The sequence below is a fragment of the Duganella sp. BJB1802 genome (genome assembly GCF_013369445.1).
GTDB lineage: Bacteria > Pseudomonadota > Gammaproteobacteria > Burkholderiales > Burkholderiaceae_D > Rugamonas > Rugamonas vulcania_A.
This window is the reverse complement of the sequence record NZ_JABWEF010000001.1, coordinates 138,323-156,498: the sequence shown is the minus strand read 5'-3', so window position 1 is coordinate 156,498 and position 18,176 is coordinate 138,323. Positions and strand designations below refer to the sequence as shown.

Annotated in this window: 14 protein-coding genes; 9 read left to right on the top strand and 5 right to left on the bottom strand. The window is 61.7% G+C overall.

Annotated features, from left to right (window positions below; all coding sequences use genetic code 11):
• The first annotated feature begins 19 nt into the window (after positions 1-19).
• From HUX88_RS00735 to HUX88_RS00720, 4 genes are read left to right on the top strand one after another with little or no spacing between them, the layout of a single operon-like run.
• Positions 20-2,038, top strand: coding sequence for a S9 family peptidase (locus HUX88_RS00735; RefSeq protein WP_176360493.1), 2,019 nt, complete (start codon positions 20-22; stop codon positions 2,036-2,038).
• Positions 2,035-4,020: an alpha/beta fold hydrolase gene (locus HUX88_RS00730; protein ID WP_229219138.1), complete on the top strand. Its 1,986-nt coding sequence runs from the start codon at positions 2,035-2,037 to the stop codon at positions 4,018-4,020. The genes HUX88_RS00735 and HUX88_RS00730 overlap by 4 nt, the downstream gene beginning before the upstream one ends.
• A 57-nt stretch (positions 4,021-4,077) precedes the next feature.
• Entirely contained in the window at positions 4,078-5,292 is a 1,215-nt protein-coding gene (locus HUX88_RS00725) for a 6-phosphofructokinase (protein ID WP_176360492.1), read from the top strand.
• A 9-nt stretch (positions 5,293-5,301) separates the two neighbouring features.
• On the top strand, positions 5,302-5,583 hold the full coding sequence (locus HUX88_RS00720) for a hypothetical protein (RefSeq protein ID WP_176360491.1): 282 nt from the start codon (positions 5,302-5,304) through the stop codon (positions 5,581-5,583).
• A 150-nt stretch (positions 5,584-5,733) separates the two neighbouring features.
• Here the strand turns inward: HUX88_RS00720 and HUX88_RS00715 are convergent, their stop codons facing one another.
• Positions 5,734-6,537 (bottom strand): sterol desaturase family protein, encoded by an 804-nt coding sequence (locus HUX88_RS00715; protein WP_229219137.1) that lies wholly within the window; start codon positions 6,535-6,537, stop codon positions 5,734-5,736.
• A 37-nt stretch (positions 6,538-6,574) separates the two neighbouring features.
• Here HUX88_RS00715 and HUX88_RS00710 point away from each other — a divergent pair, with 37 nt between their 5' ends.
• The 5 genes from HUX88_RS00710 to HUX88_RS00690 all read left to right on the top strand — a co-directional run bounded on the left by HUX88_RS00710 (position 6,575) and on the right by HUX88_RS00690 (position 14,910).
• Positions 6,575-7,330 carry a helix-turn-helix transcriptional regulator gene (locus tag HUX88_RS00710; RefSeq protein WP_176360490.1) on the top strand — a complete coding sequence of 252 codons (756 nt, stop codon included), beginning with the start codon at positions 6,575-6,577 and terminating at the stop codon, positions 7,328-7,330.
• A 687-nt stretch (positions 7,331-8,017) separates the two neighbouring features.
• Positions 8,018-10,837: a TonB-dependent receptor gene (locus HUX88_RS00705; protein ID WP_176360489.1), complete on the top strand. Its 2,820-nt coding sequence runs from the start codon at positions 8,018-8,020 to the stop codon at positions 10,835-10,837.
• A gap of 75 nt (positions 10,838-10,912) precedes the next feature.
• On the top strand, positions 10,913-12,436 hold the full coding sequence (locus tag HUX88_RS00700; RefSeq protein ID WP_117014012.1) for a tryptophan halogenase family protein: 1,524 nt from the start codon (positions 10,913-10,915) through the stop codon (positions 12,434-12,436).
• A gap of 62 nt (positions 12,437-12,498) precedes the next feature.
• Positions 12,499-13,962 (top strand): glycoside hydrolase, encoded by a 1,464-nt coding sequence (locus tag HUX88_RS00695; protein WP_217916183.1) that lies wholly within the window; start codon positions 12,499-12,501, stop codon positions 13,960-13,962.
• Complete coding sequence (locus HUX88_RS00690; RefSeq protein WP_176360488.1) at positions 13,963-14,910, top strand: family 43 glycosylhydrolase; 948 nt, start codon at positions 13,963-13,965, stop codon at positions 14,908-14,910.
• 79 nt (positions 14,911-14,989) lie between these two features.
• On the opposite strand, the gene HUX88_RS00685 is transcribed toward HUX88_RS00690, so the two are convergent.
• The 4 genes from HUX88_RS00685 to purM all read right to left on the bottom strand — a co-directional run bounded on the left by HUX88_RS00685 (position 14,990) and on the right by purM (position 18,159).
• Positions 14,990-15,403: a DUF86 domain-containing protein gene (locus HUX88_RS00685; RefSeq protein ID WP_176360487.1), complete on the bottom strand. Its 414-nt coding sequence runs from the start codon at positions 15,401-15,403 to the stop codon at positions 14,990-14,992.
• Positions 15,393-15,800: a nucleotidyltransferase domain-containing protein gene (locus HUX88_RS00680; RefSeq protein WP_199538776.1), complete on the bottom strand. Its 408-nt coding sequence runs from the start codon at positions 15,798-15,800 to the stop codon at positions 15,393-15,395. The genes HUX88_RS00685 and HUX88_RS00680 overlap by 11 nt, the downstream gene beginning before the upstream one ends.
• Positions 15,801-15,837: 37 nt before the next feature.
• Positions 15,838-17,043 carry an ectonucleotide pyrophosphatase/phosphodiesterase gene (locus HUX88_RS00675; RefSeq protein WP_117014015.1) on the bottom strand — a complete coding sequence of 402 codons (1,206 nt, stop codon included), beginning with the start codon at positions 17,041-17,043 and terminating at the stop codon, positions 15,838-15,840.
• Positions 17,044-17,115: 72 nt separating this feature from the next.
• The gene (gene purM, locus HUX88_RS00670; RefSeq protein WP_176360486.1) at positions 17,116-18,159 is read right to left on the bottom strand and encodes a phosphoribosylformylglycinamidine cyclo-ligase; all 1,044 of its coding nucleotides are present in this window, start codon (positions 18,157-18,159) and stop codon (positions 17,116-17,118) included.
• Positions 18,160-18,176 lie beyond the last annotated feature (17 nt).

Here is an 18,176-nt window from a genome sequence, read left to right as displayed (position 1 = left end):
GTCCATTTCAAATCCGCCTATGAACCTGCGCCCTCTCCTGTTGCTGGCCTTCGCCGCCAGCCAGGCTTTCCACCCCGTCCTGGCCGCCGACGCGCCGCCGCCCCGCCCATCGGTCGAAGACTTCTTCGGCAATCCGGAATTCAACGAGGCGCAGCTCTCGCCCAGCGGCAAATTCCTGGCCGTCAAGGTCGGCTCCAAGGACAAGCGCGACCGCCTGGCCGTGGTGGAACTGGCGGCCAATACGGTCAAGGTGGTGGGCAACTTCAGCGACGCCGACATCGGCCGCTTCCAGTGGATCAACGACGAGCGCCTGGCCTTCACCGCCGCCGACCACCAGCTGGCCCAGGGCGACCAGCTCTACGCGCCCGGCCTGTACGCGATCAACCGCGACGGCAGCAATTTCCGCCAGCTGGCCAAGCGCAACGGCCAGCCCTTCATCACCGGCGGCTCGGGCGGCTTGCTGACGCGCGAGCTGCTGCCGTGGCACACCTATATGCTGGACCAGCCCGGCGCACAGGACTCGGAATACATGTACGTGCTCAACATGAGCATCAGCGGCCCCGGCCAGGTGGACCGTGTCGACCTGCAGCGCATCAACACCCTGACCGGGCGCGTGGCGGCCACCATCCCCCGTCCCGGCGACAGCATGAGCTGGCTGCTCGACAGCAAGGGCGAGCCGCGCCTGACGGAAACCGAGAAGGACCGCACCAGCGAGGTCTGGTACCGCGAACCGGCCACCAACGAATGGCGCAAGCTGACCGCCTTCGACAGCTACACCGGCGGCAAGAACGCCTTCACGCCGCTGGCGTTCGGGCCGGACGGCACGCTGTACGTGATCATGAACCAGCACAGCGACCTCATGGCGGTCCACAGCTACGACCTGGCCACCAACACCATCTCCGAGAAGCCCATCGTCAAGCTGGACGGCTACGACTTCCGCGGCCGCCTGATCATGGAGCGCAACAAGATCCTCGGCGTGCGCTACCAGACCGACGCCGCCGGCACGGTCTGGTTCGACCCGGCCATGAAGGCGATGCAGGACAAGGTCGACACCCTGCTGCCCAACACCATCAACCTGCTGACGCCGCCGACCCAGCCGCAGGCGCCGTGGGTGCTGGTGCGCGCGTTCAGCGACGTGTGGCCGTCGCGCAGCTTCCTGTACAACCGCGACACCCAGCAGCTCAACGCCGTCGGCGCCAGCTATCCGTCCATCAATCCGATGCAGATGGCGCACAAGGTCATGGTGCACTACAAGGCGCGCGACGGCCTCGACATCCCGGCCTGGCTGACCGTGCCGCAGGGCGGCGGCAAGAACCTGCCGATGGTGGTGCTGGTGCACGGCGGCCCGTATGTCCGCGGCGGCGACCTGGAGTGGGAACCGGAGGCGCAGTTCCTGGCCTCGCGCGGCTACGCGGTGCTGGAGCCCGAATACCGCGGCAGCACCGGCTTCGGCGTGCGCCACTACCGCGCCGGCTGGAAGCAATGGGGCTTGAAGATGCAGGACGATCTCGCCGACGGCGCGCGCTGGGCCATCGCCCGGGGCACGGCCGACGCCAAGCGCATCTGCATCGCCGGCGCCAGCTACGGCGGCTACGCCACGCTGATGGGCCTGATCAACGATCACGACCTGTACCGGTGCGGCATCGACTGGGCCGGCGTCACCGACATCAACCTGATGCACGACGGCCACTGGGCCTATGTGTCGGACTTTTCGGAAGGCTGGAAGCAGTACGGCATCCCGGAACTGGTGGGCGACCCGGTCAAGGATGCCGAGCAGCTGAAGGCCACGTCGCCGCTGCTGCAGGCGGCGCGCATCAAGCAGCCGCTGCTGCTGGCCTACGGCGGCGCCGACCAGCGCGTGCCGCTGCCGCACGGGACCAAGTTCTACAAGGCGGTCAAGCAGACCAACCCCGACGTCGAGTGGATCGAGTACCCGGACGAGGGCCACGGCTGGGCGCTGCCCAAGACCCGCTTCGACTTCTGGACCCGGGTGGAGAAATTCCTCGACAAGAATATCGGCGCGGGAGCGCAGCATTGAAGTCGCCGCTCCGCCTGTCGGCCGCGCTGGTTCTGGCCGCGTGCAGCCTGGCCGCCGCGGCGATGCCGCCGGCCGAACACTTCTTTGCCAACCCGGCCTTCGGCACACCGCAGCTGTCGCCCGACGGAAAATATCTGGCCGTCAAGAGCAGCACTGAAGGCAAGCGCGACCGGCTCATGGTGATCACCCTCGACGACCGCCAGGCCAAGGTGGTCGCACAGTTCAAGGACGCCGACATCGGCCGCTTCCGCTGGGTGAACAACGAACGCCTGATCTACAACGTCACCGACCAGAGCGTGGGCGAGCGCGACCGCCGCTATGCCCCCGGCCTGTACGCGGTCAACCGCGACGGCAAGGGCTTCCGCCGTCTCGCCAACCGGTCGCAGCCGCTGCTGGAGGACGGCGATCTCGCGGTCGAGCCGCTGCCCTGGCACACCTACATGATGACGCAGGACGGCGCCCAGGACAGCGACTCGGTCTACGTCTACGACGTCAACATGGGGCGCCCCGGCGAGCCGCAGTACATCGACCTGCTGCAGCTCGATACGGTGACCGGCAAGACGCAAGCCGTACCCCATCCCGGACAGGGCAGCGACTGGCTGCTGGACCAGAACGGCGCGCCGCGCCTGCTCGACACCCTGGCCGACAACGACAACGACACCACGACCTGGTACAGGGATGCGGCCAGCCAGCAATGGCGCCAGCTGGCGACGAAGGGCCGCTATCTCGCCCAGGCCGGCGATTTCTCGCCGCTGGCCTTCGGCCCGGACGGCAAGCTGTATGTGGTCAGCTACGCAGGCCGCGACACGAGCGCGCTGTACCGCTACGATCCGGCCACCCAGAAAATGGACACCCAGCCGCTGGTGGACCTGGATGGCTTCGACTTCGAGGGCAGCCTGATCGTCAGCAACAACAAGCTGCTGGGAGCGCGCGTGCACAGCGACGCCTGGGGCACGGTGTGGTTCGACCCCGCCATGCAGGCCCTGCAGGACAAGATAGACGCGCTGCTGCCGCACACCGTCAACCTGCTCACGCCGCCGCTGCGGCCGGCATCGCCGTGGGTGCTGGTCACCTCCTACTCGGCGCGCCAACCGCACACCTATCAGGTGTTCAACACGGCCAGCGGGCGCCTGGCCGAACTCGGCAGCGAAGCGCCGGCCATCGATCCGGCGCGCATGGGCAGCAAGGAGCTGGTGTACTACAAGGCACGCGACGGCCTGCGCATCCCGGCATGGTTGTCGCTGCCGGCCGGCGCCCCCGACAAGAACCGGCCGATGGTGGTGCTGGTGCACGGCGGCCCCTTTGTGCGCGGCGGCGACTGGTCCTGGAATGCGGAAACCCAGTTCCTGACGTCGCGCGGCTACGCCGTGCTGGAACCGGAGTTTCGCGGCAGCACAGGCTACGGCGCCGCCCACGCCAGCGCCGGCTGGAAGCAGTGGGGCCTGAAGATGCAGGACGATATCGCCGACGGCGCCCGCTGGGCCATCGCGCAAGGCACCGCCGACCCGCAGCGCATCTGCATCGCCGGCGCCAGCTATGGGGGCTATGCCACGCTGATGGGCCTGATCAACGATCCCGACCTGTACCGCTGCGGCATCGAATGGGCGGGTGTGACCGACATCCACCTGCTGTACGACAGCGGCTGGTTCTCCGAGTCCGACCTGCCGGCCAGCTGGAAGCGCTTCGGCATGCCCGAGCTGATCGGCGACGCCGTCAAGGACGCCGAGCAGCTGCGCGCCACGTCGCCGCTGCTGCAGGCCGCGCGCCTCAAGCAGCCATTGCTGATGGCCTACGGCGGCGCCGACCTGCGCGTGCCGCTGGTGCACGGCGAAAAATTCTATCAGGCCGTCAAGGCCGGCAATCGTAACGTCGAATGGCTCAAGTACGGAGAGGAAGGCCACGGCTGGGCGCTGCCGAAGAACCGCATCGACTTCTGGACCCGGGTGGAGAAATTCCTCGACAAGAATATCGGCGCGCGCTGAAAGTCGCGCTATAGTCTCGGTGCAGCATACCGGTTCAACCTACACGGAGGAGCGCGCATGTCGTCGGGAAAAATTCTGGTCGCACAGGGAGGCGGTCCCACCGCCGTCATCAACCAGTCGCTGGCGGGGGTGGTGCTGGAGGCGCGCCGCTTCCGCGACGTCAACCGCGTCTACGGCGCGCTGCACGGCGTGCGCGGCATCATCAACGAGGACCTGGTCGACCTGACCCGCGAGACCAGCCACAACCTGGAGCTGGTGGCGGCCACGCCGTCGTCGGCGCTGGGCTCGACGCGCGACAAGCCGGACCTGGCCTATTGCACCGAGATCTTCAAGGTCCTGCGCGCGCACGAGATCGAGCAGTTCTACTACATCGGCGGCAACGACTCGTCCGACACGGTACGCATCGTCAGCGAGCAGGCGCAGCAGGCCGGCTATCCGCTGCGCAGCATCCACATCCCCAAGACCATCGACAACGACCTGGTCGGCAGCGACCACACGCCGGGCTTCCCGTCGGCGGCGCGCTTTGTCGCGCAGGCGTTCGCCGGCGCCAACCTGGACAACGCCTCGCTGCCCGGCGTCTACGTGGGCGTGGTGATGGGCCGCCACGCCGGCTTCCTCACGGCCGCCTCGGCGCTGGGCAAGAAGTTCCCGGACGACGGCCCGCACCTGATCTACCTGCCCGAGCGCGTGTTCTCGCTGGAGCAGTTCCTGGCCGACGTTAAGGCCACCTACGCGCGCTACGGCCGCTGCGTGATCGCCGTGTCCGAGGGCATCCACGACGCGTCGGGCGAGCCGATCGCCAGCCTGCTGGCCAAGGAGGTCGAGCGCGACGCGCACGGCAACGTGCAGCTGTCGGGCACGGGCGCGCTGGCCGACCTGCTGTGCGACGAGATCAAGGCCAGGCTGGGCATCAAGCGCGTGCGCGGCGACACCTTCGGCTATCTGCAGCGGTCCTTCATCGGCTGCGTGTCGGACGTGGACCAGCGGGAGGCTCGCGAGGTCGGCGAAAAGGCGGTACAGTTCGCCATGTGGGGCGGGCGCGACGGCTCGGTGGCGATCAAGCGCACCGGCTTTTACTCGGTCGACTACGAGCTGATGGCGCTGGCCGACGTGGCCGGCAAGACGCGGGTGATGGAGGACGAGTTCATCAGCGCCAGCGGCACCGACGTGACCGACGCGTTCAGGCTGTACCTGCGCCCGTTGCTGGGTTCCGGCATGCCGGATGCCTTCCGCCTGCGGCCGTCGCCGGTGGAAAAAATTCTGAAGAAATAGGAGATGAAGATGAGCATATTCCCACGCAGCCTGCTGCTGGCCATGCTGGCCGGCGCCGCAGCGGGCGCCTCTGCGCAGAACGCCAACCAGCCACCGCCGCCGCCCGACGGCAAGCGCGGCCCGCCGCAGGAAGCGATCGACGCCTGCAAGGGCAAGGCCGAGGGCGTCAAGGTCACCTTCAAGGGCCGGCGCGGCGAGGACGTCAAGGGCGTGTGCAAGAAGATGCGTGAAGGCGTGGTGGCCGTACCCGAAGGCGGCATGCCGCCGCCACCGCCGGACCAGCGCAAGTAGAGACTTTATGTTCTTTGTGGAGGCGCGAAGTTCAGAATGAATTCCTTTGCGTCCTCCACATGTTCATTCGCAGCGTCTTGAACCATCTGCCAGCCCAGCTGGGATTTTCGCCGCGATCCGTATCGAAGATTGCGACGCCATTTTGCGATGCTAATCGGCGTGCACATCACGATAGACGAGCATATCGAGCAGGCGCTCTTCCTTGTCCGCATCGAAGCCGCAGGTGGCCTCAAAGCGTGCGGGGTTTTCGTAGGTGCCGAACAGCATGTCCCACCAGACGATGTCCCCGTAGTTATTGCGGTGGCGCCCGTACTGATGGTGAATGCGGTGCATCTCGGGCCGCTGGAAGACGTAGCCGATCCAGCGCGGCGTGCACACGCTGGTGTGATAAAAGAACTCACCCAGCGCGGTGCACAAAGTGTAGACCGCGCCCGCTTCCGGCGACAACCCCAACAGCGTGTACACCAACACACTGCCCAACAACGAATTCACCAGCATTTCGCCCGGATGCTTGTAGAACGACGTGATCACTTCAATCCGCTGCGGGCTGTGGTGAATCTGGTGGAAGATGCGCCACAGCCAATCCGACTCATGGCGCCAGCGATGCCACCAGTAAAACACGAAGGTGGCGACGAAATAGGCCAGCAGCCCGCCGGCAGCTGGATGCAGGTAGTACGACAGGTGAAAGAGCGATGCCGCCGACAGCCAGCGCTCCCAGCTGAATCCGGCCAGCACCACGATGCCAAGCTGCGCGGCATTCACCAACAGCACGCGCAGCGGCCAGGTCCTGACGCTCGGCAAACGCCATCCCGGCCGCAGCCGCTCCAGCACAAAACATCCGGCAAACACCAGCAGTATCACAGGCAGCATGTCGTTCTCCTTGTTTGATGAGAAAGGCTGCAGTCTGCCTGCAAGTAGCTGAAATAAACACATTGCCGTTTCAATGAACGTCATTTAAGCTCATGCGTATCAAATTTCGATACCAATCGCCATGTCCCAGACCCATCACCTGATCGCCACGCTGAAGCGGCTGCTGAAAGCGGACGGCATCACCTACGCCCGCGTCGCCACCCACCTGCAACTGAGCGAGGCCACCGTCAAGCGCCAATTTTCGCTGCAGAGCTTCTCGCTGCGGACATTGGAAGCGATCTGCGACCTGCTGCACATCGAACTGTCCGAGCTGGTGCAGGCCGCCGCGCAGAGCCAGTCCACGCTGCACAACCTGAGCGCGGCGCAGGAAAAGGAATTGGTGGCCGATCCCGGCCGCCTGCTGACCGCCGTCTGCGTGCTGAACCACTGGAGCGCCGCGCGCATCGTCGAGACCTACCGGATCAGCAAGGCGCAATGCGTCAGCCACCTGGCGCAGTTGGACCGCCTGGGACTGATCCATCTGATGCCGGAAAACCGTGTCAGGCTGCGTATCGCGCGCGACTTCGCCTGGCTGCCGGACGGCCCGATCCAGCGCTTCTTCCAGGACCGCATCCAATCCGATTTTCTCAACGGCCGCTTCGACCAGCCAGGCCAGCAGCTGCGCTTCCATCACGCGATGTTGACCGCGGAAGCCAGCGCCCGCCTGCAACAGCGCATGCAGCGCCTGCTGCGTGAATTCGCCGAACTACACGAGGACAGCAAGAGCGCTCCCGACGCCCAACGCTTCGGCACCAGTCTGCTGATGGCGGTCAAGCCGTGGGAACCGCAAGCCTTCGAAGCCCTGCGCCGCCAGCCCGATGCCAGGCCGTTCGGCTAAGCACCTGTGGCGGGATTGGCCTTGCCACAGGCGCGCGCGACAACAGCGCTGGTCAGGCGAACGACAGGTTATCGAAGGTGGCGCTGTTCAACAGCCGGTTGTCGTGCCACAGGCCCCCCAAGCCCGCTGAACAGCGCGGCCGGCAGGTTGAGGCTGACGCTGCCCACCACCCGCCAGTTCACGCCGTCCGGCGAAATGAAACCGGTGAAGACGGCGCCCACCCGCGTCAGCCGGACCCGCCGAGGGCGCATAAAGCCGGCGCATAACCCAGATCTGTCCCACCGAATAATGTTTCCGTTTCATGGCACACCTCCTGTCGCCAGATAATCGCGCCGAGAAAATCACATCACTTTCCGTCTGTTTTTTTCCAAAGCGGATCGTTCCGATCCCGTTTCAGGAGGGATGCGTCCATTCCGCTAAAACCCTTCGCTATGCGAAAACGCCATAGCTGGCGTCAAAAACCTTATACCAGTTTAATGGTTGACAGTAATAGACTTTATTGCACTACTTCATCGTCTGGAGGAGGCAGGCGAGAAGAAGAAATATGGCGATCCCGTTGAAACGGGCGTCGGAGACCTGTTGGACCCGAAGATATCGGGCCGGCAGCATTGGAGGAGCACTTCCCAAAAAAACGATTAAGGGGACAGTTAGATGAGACACGGAAATACAAAAACGATTAGAAAAACCATGGTGGCCCAAGCTTGCGCACTTTTAATGGCCGGGCCAATGGCCGCTTATGCGCAGGAGGCCAGCACTGCCGTTGCAGGCAAGGACACGGACACCCCGATCGCCGTGGTCGTCACCGGCCAGCGAGCGGCGTTGAAGTCGGCGCGCGATCTCAAGCAGGACTCCAATCAGATCGTCGACTCGATCCAGGCAACCGATATCGGCAAGCTGCCGGACGTGAATACGGTCGAGTCGCTGCAGCGGGTCGCCGGGGTGCAGATCCAGCGCCGGTATGGCGAGGGCGGCACCGATTACGACCATCGCACCGAACCCGCGATCACCATCCGTGGCATTACCCAAGTGCGCAACCTGATCGATGGACGAGACTTCTTTACGGCCAACGGTGGCCGCGCACCGGACCTGGAAGGGCTGCCATCTGAACTCATGGCCGGCGTTGACGTCTATAAGAACGCGGCGTCCAACCTGATCGAAGGCGGGGTCGGCGGCGTAGTCAACATTCGCACGCGACTGCCATTCGATTCGAAAGAAGACCTCAACGTCATTACACTCAAGTCGAATTACTATGACCGGATTCGTAAGTCTTCACCGTCGGTTTCCGGCCTGTTGAGCCGGCAATTCAATACGGGTGCTGGCCGCATGGGCATCCTGGTGAATGCAACGGGAAGCGAGACCTACTATCGCCAGGATGCCGTTCTTCAGCAACAGCAGCACTGTCTTACCGCAACGGTTGGGAAATGCTCGAACGACCCGACGAAAGCTCCCTCGGCGGCAAAGGCCGCGGCGTTTAATTCGATGCCAAACAAGGGGACGCTCTCGGAAGTCTATGTGCCGACTTCCTTTGAGATGTACCAGGACTCGGGGAGCCGAAAGCGCGAGGGCCTGTCGGTCGCCTACCAATGGCAGGTGAACGACGACATGCTTTTCACGGCCCAAAATCTCTATTCGAACTATAAATTTATCCGTCGCGGAGAATACATCTACGGCGACGACAAGAACAGCGACCCACGCGCAGCGACGGGTTCCACCTGGACTTGGGGAGCGGATGGCAGCGCCACGAGCGGCACGTTGGGATCGCAAATCTTCTCGTCCTCCCGGTTCGACCAGGAGGTTCGCAATCGCACGAACTTATCCGCCGTGAACCTGAAGTGGCGCATCTCTGACAGGCTCAAGTCGAAGACTGATTTCGCCTATGAAACCGCCCACTATGACACTGAGCGCAATGGCGACTCCATCAAGCTTTACGATAACGAAAGCAGAAGCGTCGCCAATATTCCCAATCTCAATCTGGCCTTCGATGTGCGCGGCAAGATTCCCAAATTCTCCATCGTCGATCCCGCCAACCCGAGCAACCCCTACGCCTATTTTGGCAATCCGAAGAATTGGAATTACGAGTGGCTTGCCAATGGGGTGGACCGCGACAATCTGAAAATGTCGGCTCTCAGCCAGGATTTCGACTACGACATTGGCGATCACTTCTTCACCAAGCTGCACGCCGGCGTACGCCTGGCGGACACCAAGGTGATCTTGCGGGGCAACTGGAACAGCACCGGCGCCTGTAACGATACGGGCACCAATCCCAGCTGGGGCGCATGCCCGCTGATTCCAGTGGCGCAGCATCCGGATCTCGCCTACGCCGGGCCCGCCAGCAACTTCATGAAGCCGGGTATTGGTTTCCCTGTTGCGGTGTTCCCCGAGTACGCCAATCCGAACTCAAGCGTTTTCGATCGAACGGTCGCGACTTACGCGCAATTATTCGCCGGCAAGCCAAACTCCTATACGTTTGATACATCGTTTGCTCCTGGGGACATCAATGAGCAACACGAAAAAACGCAGTCCCTGTTCTTGACGGGCGACTTCGCCACAGAGGTATTCGGTTACGCACTCGATGGCACCGCCGGTGTCCGGGCTGTGAGGACCGATCAGACATCGATAGGCTTTATCCAGGACAGCACCGGGTCCCATGCGGTCTCCCTGAATAATCGCTACTCGAATATTCTCCCCAGCCTCAACACACGTCTGCATCTGAACGAAGATTTGCAGATCCGCTTCGGCTATGGCAAGACGATGACGCGGCCAAACTTTGGCGATATGGCCGCCCATGTTCAGCTGAATCCGAACATCCCCTCGCAGCTCAACGCCAACGGACGTCCTACCGGTAGTTCCGGTAATCCGTTCCTGGAGCCGATGACCGCGACTTCGTACGATGTGACGGCGGAGGACTATTGGGGCACGTCCAACATGGCGTTCCTGGGTGCGTTCAAGAAGGATATCAAGGGCTACCTCGCCGGCGGCATCGAACCGATGAACTTCGGTGGAGTCATCTACGATATCGGAACCAACATCAATCTGGGTAAGGGTTCGGTAAAAGGCCTTGAAGCCGGCTTTACGCAATTCTTTGACTTCCTGCCAGATCCGTTCAAAGGGTTTGGCGTACAGGCCAACTACACGTATGTCGATTCAAAAGTTGAGCTCACCCCTGGGGTCCTCATTCCCTTGCCGAAGTTGTCCAAGAACAGCTACAACCTGATCGCACTCTATGAACGTGGCCCCGTGCAAGCGCGGATTGCGTACAACTGGCGTTCCGCTTACCTTGACCAAATCAATGGCAGTGGGGTTTCCGGTGCAAACCAATATGCAACGCCCTATTCGTCGCTCGATGCCTCGGTGAGCTATCAGATCAACAAGACCTTCACGCTTTCAGCGGATGCCGTCAATCTGAGAAACTCGATGTACCAGACGTATGTCGAGCGTCCTTCGGGCGGCTTGCTGTGGCAACTCAACGACCGCCGGTATAGCGTGACCCTGAAAGCAAGCTTCTAACGTCCACGCAAGACTGACATGAACCAACGCGCCGCACGCCTTTCCGCGGCGCGTTTTTCCGCGTGAAGGAGTGTGATGGTCAAGGGTAGATGGATTTCTAAGGTTGTGATACTCGGCGGTGGTACCGCCGGATGGATGACAGCGGCCGCGTTGTCCCACACATTTGGCCGGGCCGTCGAGATCGTTCTGGTCGAGTCGGACGCCATAGGCACGGTGGGTGTTGGAGAGGCGACGATACCGCCGATCCGCATGTTCCATCAAATGATAGGCGTTAATGAAGCCGAGTTCATGCGCGCCACCGGAGCGACGTTCAAACTGGGCATCGAATTTCGCGGCTGGCTGAAGGAAGGTTCAAAGTACTTCCACCCGTTCGGCTCGTATGGGGTGGAACGCGACATCGGCTACTTCTTCCAATACTGGCTGCGCTTGAAGGACAAGGGGCAGGTTCCCGACTTTTCCGAATTCTCGCTCTGTACCTTGGCGGCGCGAAGCAATGTATTTGCGCCCCCGTCTGAACAGCCGGGCGATCCGCTGCAGCATCTGCAGTCCGCCTATCACTTCGACGCTGGCCGCTATGCGAAATATTTGAAGGGGCTCTGCCTGGAGCGCGGAGTGTCGCACAAGATTGGCGACATGCTGACGGCGGAACGTGACGCCGAAAATGGGCATGTCACCAGCCTGAAGCTCAAGTCGGGCGAGCTGCTTTCCGGCGACTTGTTTATCGACTGCTCCGGAATGCGTGCAATGCTTATTGGACAGGAGTTGGGTGTCGAATATGAAGACTGGTCGCGTTGGCTGCCGATGAATCGCGCGTGTGCGGTGCCTTGTGAACTGAAGTCGGCACTGACGCCCTATACGATCTCCACGGCCCGACCTTTTGGTTGGCAATGGCGGATACCTTTGCAACATCGCGTTGGAAACGGCGTTGTGTATTCGAGCGAATTTGGCACCGATGAAGCGGCAGAGCGGTGTCTGCTGGATGGGCTGGAGGGGACGCCACTGGCCCCCGTCAATCGCCTCAAGTTCACGGCAGGAAGGCGTAGAACGCCTTGGCATAAGAACGTGGTATCTATCGGACTTGCCAGCGGCTTTCTCGAGCCGCTGGAGTCCACCAGCATTCATTTGATTCAATCCAGCATCCAGCGACTCATTCGATATTTTCCGGACGCGGGGTTTTCTCCGTTGTGTGCACAGGCTTTCAACAAAGACGCCATGCGGGAAATCGAAGATGTCAGGGACTTCCTCATCTTGCACTACCACGCCACTGAACGCGAAGACTCGGAATTATGGCGCTACGTAAAAGCCATGCGGATACCGGACAGCCTGCGGGAAAGAATTGAGCTGTTCCGCGAGCGTGGACAGCTGAACCTGGCGGCCGAAGAACTATTCCCAAGCACGTCATGGCATGCCGTCCTTTTGGGGCAAGGAATTCGACCAAGAACCTACATGCCGACGATGGCCCTGCAAGATGACGCGGTGCTCGCAGCTGCGTACAGCAAACTTGAGCGCAACTTTAAACAAATCGTTTCGCGGCTTTCGGATCATGCCGCCTACATAAAAGAAAACAAGCTTACCTCGGAAATGGAAACTCGCTTATGAAGTCCCGTTCGCTATCGTTACCGTGTATGGTTTTCATGGGACTGTGTCTCCTTCGAAGCGGTGTGCATGCCGAAAACAAGGACGAACAGTTGGTGAAGGTATCCGCCGTGGTTAACGTCGACTGGCGGCATCCGGGTCTTCCGTTCGAAGGATGGGGAACCGCTCTGGCCTGGTTTGCCCATGTAAGCGGGAGATTCGCCGAGCCACATCGCACCCAGTTGGCCGATTTGCTGTATGGACGGGACGGTCTTGCACTCAATATCGCGCGATACAACATTGGCGGCGGCAATGCGCCCGAGACACCTTCGTATTTGCGGCTCGGTGCGGACGTTCCTGGATTCTGGCGCAAGCCGGGCGAGCGAACCGGAACAGATGGGTGGAATCCGGACTCCGAAGATGCCTGGGACTGGTCTGCCGATGCAGGGCAGCGCTGGTGGCTTGATGCGATCAAAGCTCGCGTAGCGTCACCGGACTTGATTCTGGAGGCGTTTTCAAACTCTCCGCCATATTTCATGACACGCAGCGGCAGGGTTTCGGGGCACATCAATGCGTTGGAGGACAATCTTGCTCCAGGTTTTGAAACTCAATTTTCAAGGTACTTGGCGCGAGTAACCGCTGAACTCGAGCGGCGGCATGGTATTCATTTCAGAACACTGTCTCCGATCAACGAGCCCAATACGCCCTATTGGTTTTCCACGAACACGCAGGAAGGCGCTCACTGGTCGCCGGAAGCGCAGTCGCGCATGTACATTGCGCTGGCCCAGGTGTTGCGGGAAAACGGAATGCGGACAGAAATCTCCGGGCCGGACGAAACAAATCCTCAAACGCTGTTTGTCGATTGGGCTGGCATGTCCGCCGAGGCGAAAGCGGTCATCCAACAGATCAACGTCCACAGCTACGAATGGATAGGAAAAAGTGGAGTCAGGGATATCGCGGAAACTTCCGGGAAACGATTGTGGATGTCTGAAACCGATTTATCGCCCGCCAATGTACGTGAAGACATCAACGACATGCGTCCAGCCATCGCGCTGGCGCAGCAGATCATTACCGACATTAACAGTATGAGCCCCCGCGCCTGGGTTCTATGGCAAGCGATAGAAAACAGGTCTTCCGATCCCAAGAACAGCTCGAACTGGGGATTGATCAAGGCTGACTATTCAAATCTGGAGCGACCGGAATATCAGATCACGAAGAAATTCTGGGCGTTTGCCAACTTCACCAAATTCATCAGGCCAGGATATCGGTTCTTGAAATCTGATCACCCGGATACGTTGGTGGCTGAGAATCCGAAGACGAATGAAGTCGCCATAGTGGTAATCAATCCAGGTATCGTTTCGCGGATGCTGGACATCCGGCTGCCCGATCCAAAACGCGGCAAATTGACATGCCAAACTTTTATCACGCAGGCAGAAGACAGCCTCGCGACTTCGAAACCTGCGTCATGCGGCGCCAGGTTGACCATCCATTCGCGCCCGATGTCAGTGGTGACTGTCGTCGTGACGCCTAACGTCCCGGGGAGGAATTGAATGAGGTATTCCGCTATTTTGATGCTCATGTGTGCGATCCCGGCGGTTGCGATCGCAGCACAGCCTATATCGCCTCGCTTCAGCGCCGATCCGTCCGCGCATTTTTTCAGCGATAAAGACCGGGGCCAGTTCTACGTGTACGCCACGGACGATGCGTCCAACTCCGGAAAATATTGGGACTCGACCAGTTGGCGCTTGTACACGTCGCCGGACAGTTCGAGCTGGACAGATGCCGGCGTTCCTTTATCCGTGACGGTGTTCAAATGGGCCCGGCCGGATGCCAAGGCATGGGCTCCCGAAGTAGCCCATCGCAATGGAAAGTATTATTTTTATGCCCCGGTTGGAGGGGACAAGATCGGTGTGGCAGTTTCAGACCGTCCTGATGGCGGATACAGCGATGCGAGAACGACCCCGCTGGTCGACAAGGCACGCGATTCAAACGCCGGGGATGAACCGATCGATCCTGCTGTGTTCGTCGACAATGCCGGACAAGCGTACATGTACTTTGGCACGCGTGTTCCCAAGGTGGTCAAACTCGGATCGGATATGACAAGTACCGATGGAGCGATCAAGAATGTGGTCATTCAGAATATGCCGGAAGGTAGCCAATACGGCGAAGCGCCGTTTTTGCACGAGCACGCCGGCGTTTATTACTTCAGTTTCTCAACGGGGTGGCCAGGACAGATAGCCTATGCGACTGGCGGGTCGCCATTGGGACCATTCACCTACCGGGGCGTGATCATCGATTATCTGAAAATCTCGACCAATCACCACTCGATCGTCGAGCACGATGGGAAAAGTCTGGTGTTCTATCACGACAGCCTACTGCCCGGCGGGAGTTCATTTCGTCGCTCGATCACAACCGCTCCTCTGGAGTATGCATCGGATGGCAGCATCCGGAAAATCGGGCTCGATCCCTCACAGCTTGGTTCGAAAGAAAATCATTAAGAACCGGGCCGGCGGCGATGAAGATGACAGCCATCTCGGTGGCCACGTTGTCATAGCCGCGCGCGATTTGTGACTTTGCCTAAACGTCGTGCAGAATGATTTTTCGGCTAAATTCAAGAAAATCGTCGAGATGCGTTTCGATGATGGCGACTGTGATCGACAGTTGAAGTGCCTGATAGTTATGCACGGCGACGTTGCGAAAACCAACCATACGCTTCATGACGTCCGCAAGTCCCACATCTATCCATGCGGCGTCCGCCAATAAGCTGAATACATCCCGTGCGCTTTGAGGAATACCCAGCCGCTCCCGGCGTATCAAATGCTGGCCCATATCCAGCGCGGCTTCACATGCCCGCTGAATATTCAGGATCGCAGCGTCCTGCCGCGTGTGATCGGTCGCGAACGTCGCAGGATTCTTCAGATACTCCTCGCGAGCGCGGGCCACGCAGCGCTCTATCGTGGCTGCTTTGTTCAGGACGACATCATCGGCCATATATCCGTCCTTCGCGCTCAATGTCTTCCAACAGACCAGCGCGGGCGGCATCGAGTTCGGTCTTTTGACTCAGGATGGCGCACTCATACAGGGATGCCTGCACGTCCTTGCTCCACAGACGGGAACCCGTGGTAAGGATTTGATATTGCATGACCGTGGACGCGGTACGAAAATCGATCAGGTCGACGTCGCAACCGACCATATCGGCCAGAGACTGCGCCAACTCCCATGTCGCCAGCGGCTCAAGCTTGCCTTCGACCAGCACCGCCAGATCAAGATCACTATCCCTCCCCGCCTGCCCCGTTGCGCGGCTGCCGAACAGGTAAACGGCCAGCAGCGCGGGCAGCTGCTGGCGCAACGCGGACACGATAGCCTGCTCGGAAATACTCGCACTCATCGCCACTCCCACTGTCGGTGTGTGGCTACAGCTTACACTATGGCGCCAGCGCCGGCAGCAGCGGCGTGAGGTCGCCGTCGGACGGCAGCGGCTCCAGGTTCAGCAGGCGCATCAGCAGCGGGTAGACGTCGACGTTGTCGAACGCTGGCAGCACCACGCCCGGCTTGAAGGCCGGGCCGGCCGCGATGAAGATGGCGGCCATCTCCGGCGCCGCGTTGTCGTAGCCGTGCGCGCCGCCCTTCATGCGCGCCATGTCGGCGAACGTCAGCATCCAGCCGGTTTCAGCCAGGCAGATGAAGGCCGGCACGCGCGCGTTGCGTCCGTACGCCAGCCGCGCCGGCAGCTCGCCCTTGCGCCAGCACTGCATGTGCTCCTGCGGCTTGAGCAGCGCGGCGGCCAGCTGCTCCTCGCGGCCGGGCATCGCTTCCATGCCGGCGTACGGACCGCTGACCACCTTGCGGTAGCTGCCCTCCGGTAGCAGCCGGTCCATGCGCACCACGCGTTCAAGGCTCACCGGCGCCATGCCGTGATCGGAAACGATGACGATGTTGGCGTCCAGGTGGCGCTTGGCCAGCCCGTCCAGCATCTGGCCGACGGCCTGGTCCACCAGCGCCACGGCGGCCGTGGTCTGCCCGGCGGCGGGGCCGTAGGTGTGGCCGGCATGGTCGACATCGTCAAAGTACAAGGTGGCGAAGCCCAGCGGTTCGACGCCCGGACGTCCCAGCCATGACAGCAGCCGCTCGGTGCGCGCGGCCGCCGGCAGCTTGCCGTCGAACTGCGGCGCCACCGTCGGCCGCACACTGTGGATCGCCGCCTCCGAACCGGGCCAGAACATGGTGCCGGATCGGATGCCATGCAGCTCGGCCGTCACCCATATCGGCTCGGCCTGGTCCCACCAGCGGCGGTCGGTGACGGCGGCGGCATTGTCCAGACTGAAGCGCACGCCGGGGATCGCCGCGTCGTCCATATTGTTGTCGACGATGCCGTGATGGTCGGGCCGCAGCCCGGTCACCAACGTGTAGTGGTTGGGGAAGGTGATCGAGGGGAACGAGGGCCGCATCGCCACCGCCCGCGCGCCGCCGGCCGCCAGCCGGTTCAGGTTGGGCGTGACGCCGCGCTCAAGATAGTCGGGCCGCATGCCGTCGATCGACACCAGGATCGTCAACGGTGCGGCGTGCGCCGTCGTGCCGCAGCTCACGGCCAGCATCAACAGGCCAGCCAGTTTTTTCAAAGTCAGTTTCATGGTTCCGTGGTCCGGGCGTAAAAAAAGCGGACGACGCCGGGGCGAGGTCCGCTTTCCTGAAAAGGCTATCGATTAAACGACGATGGTCTGGTGTTCGTCGCCGACGCGGGCGCGGATGGCGCCAATGGTGTAGACGGTCTCGCCGGCCGCTTCCAGCTGGGCGATGGCGGCCGCGGCGTTGTCCTTCGACACGATCACGGTCATGCCGATGCCGCAGTTGAACACGCGGTGCATCTCAGCGTCGGCCACGCCGCCGTGCTGTTGCAGCCAGGTGAACAGCGGAGGCATGGTCCAGCCCTTCGAGTCCAGCTCGGCCACCAGGCCAGGCTGCAGCACGCGCGGGATGTTCTCGACCAGGCCGCCACCGGTGATGTGCACCATGCCTTTGACTTCCATCGAGGCCATCAGCGCCAGCAGCGGTTTGACGTAGATGCGCGTAGGCTGCATCAGCACGTCGGCCAGCTTGCGTCCGTGGAAGTCGCCTTCCAGGTCCGGCTTGGCCACTTCGATGATCTTGCGCACCAGCGAGTAGCCGTTGGAGTGCACGCCCGACGAGGCCAGGCCCAGCACCACGTCGCCCGGGGCGATCTTGGTGCCGTCGATGATCTTGGATTTCTCCACCGCGCCGACCGCGAAGCCGGCCAGGTCGTATTCGCCGGCCGGGTACATGGACGGCATTTCCGCCGTCTCGCCGCCGATCAGCGCGCAGCCGGCCTGTTCGCAACCCTGGGCGATGCCCTTGATGACGTCGGTCGCGGTGGCCACGTCCAGCTTGCCGCAGGCGAAGTAGTCGAGGAAGAACAGCGGCTCGGCGCCCTGCACCAGGATGTCGTTGACGCTCATGGCGACCAGGTCGATGCCGACCGTGTCGTGGCGGTTCAGCTCGAACGCCAGCTTCAGCTTGGTACCCACGCCGTCGGTACCGGAGACCAGCACCGGCTCCTTGTACTTCTTGCTGATCTCGAACATGGCGCCGAAACCGCCCAAGCCGCCCATCACGCCTTCGCGCATGGTGCGCTTGGCAAAAGGCTTGATCGCTTCGACTAAAGCGTCGCCCGCGTCGATATCGACGCCGGCGTCACGGTAGGACAGGGAAACATTAGAAGTTTGGCTCATGGTGTATTTCGCAGCGG

Coding starts and splice junctions, on each gene's coding strand:
- HUX88_RS00710 (WP_176360490.1), top strand. CDS start 6,575: ATGTCCCAGACCCATCACCTGATCGCCACGCTGAAGCGGCTGCTGAAA.
- HUX88_RS00675 (WP_117014015.1), bottom strand. CDS start 17,043: ATGAAACTGACTTTGAAAAAACTGGCTGGCCTGTTGATGCTGGCCGTG.
- HUX88_RS00680 (WP_199538776.1), bottom strand. CDS start 15,800: ATGAGTGCGAGTATTTCCGAGCAGGCTATCGTGTCCGCGTTGCGCCAG.
- HUX88_RS00715 (WP_229219137.1), bottom strand. CDS start 6,537: ATGACGTTCATTGAAACGGCAATGTGTTTATTTCAGCTACTTGCAGGC.
- HUX88_RS00725 (WP_176360492.1), top strand. CDS start 4,078: ATGTCGTCGGGAAAAATTCTGGTCGCACAGGGAGGCGGTCCCACCGCC.
- purM (WP_176360486.1), bottom strand. CDS start 18,159: ATGAGCCAAACTTCTAATGTTTCCCTGTCCTACCGTGACGCCGGCGTC.
- HUX88_RS00700 (WP_117014012.1), top strand. CDS start 10,913: ATGGTCAAGGGTAGATGGATTTCTAAGGTTGTGATACTCGGCGGTGGT.
- HUX88_RS00735 (WP_176360493.1), top strand. CDS start 20: ATGAACCTGCGCCCTCTCCTGTTGCTGGCCTTCGCCGCCAGCCAGGCT.
- HUX88_RS00685 (WP_176360487.1), bottom strand. CDS start 15,403: ATGGCCGATGATGTCGTCCTGAACAAAGCAGCCACGATAGAGCGCTGC.
- HUX88_RS00690 (WP_176360488.1), top strand. CDS start 13,963: ATGAGGTATTCCGCTATTTTGATGCTCATGTGTGCGATCCCGGCGGTT.
- HUX88_RS00705 (WP_176360489.1), top strand. CDS start 8,018: ATGGTGGCCCAAGCTTGCGCACTTTTAATGGCCGGGCCAATGGCCGCT.
- HUX88_RS00720 (WP_176360491.1), top strand. CDS start 5,302: ATGAGCATATTCCCACGCAGCCTGCTGCTGGCCATGCTGGCCGGCGCC.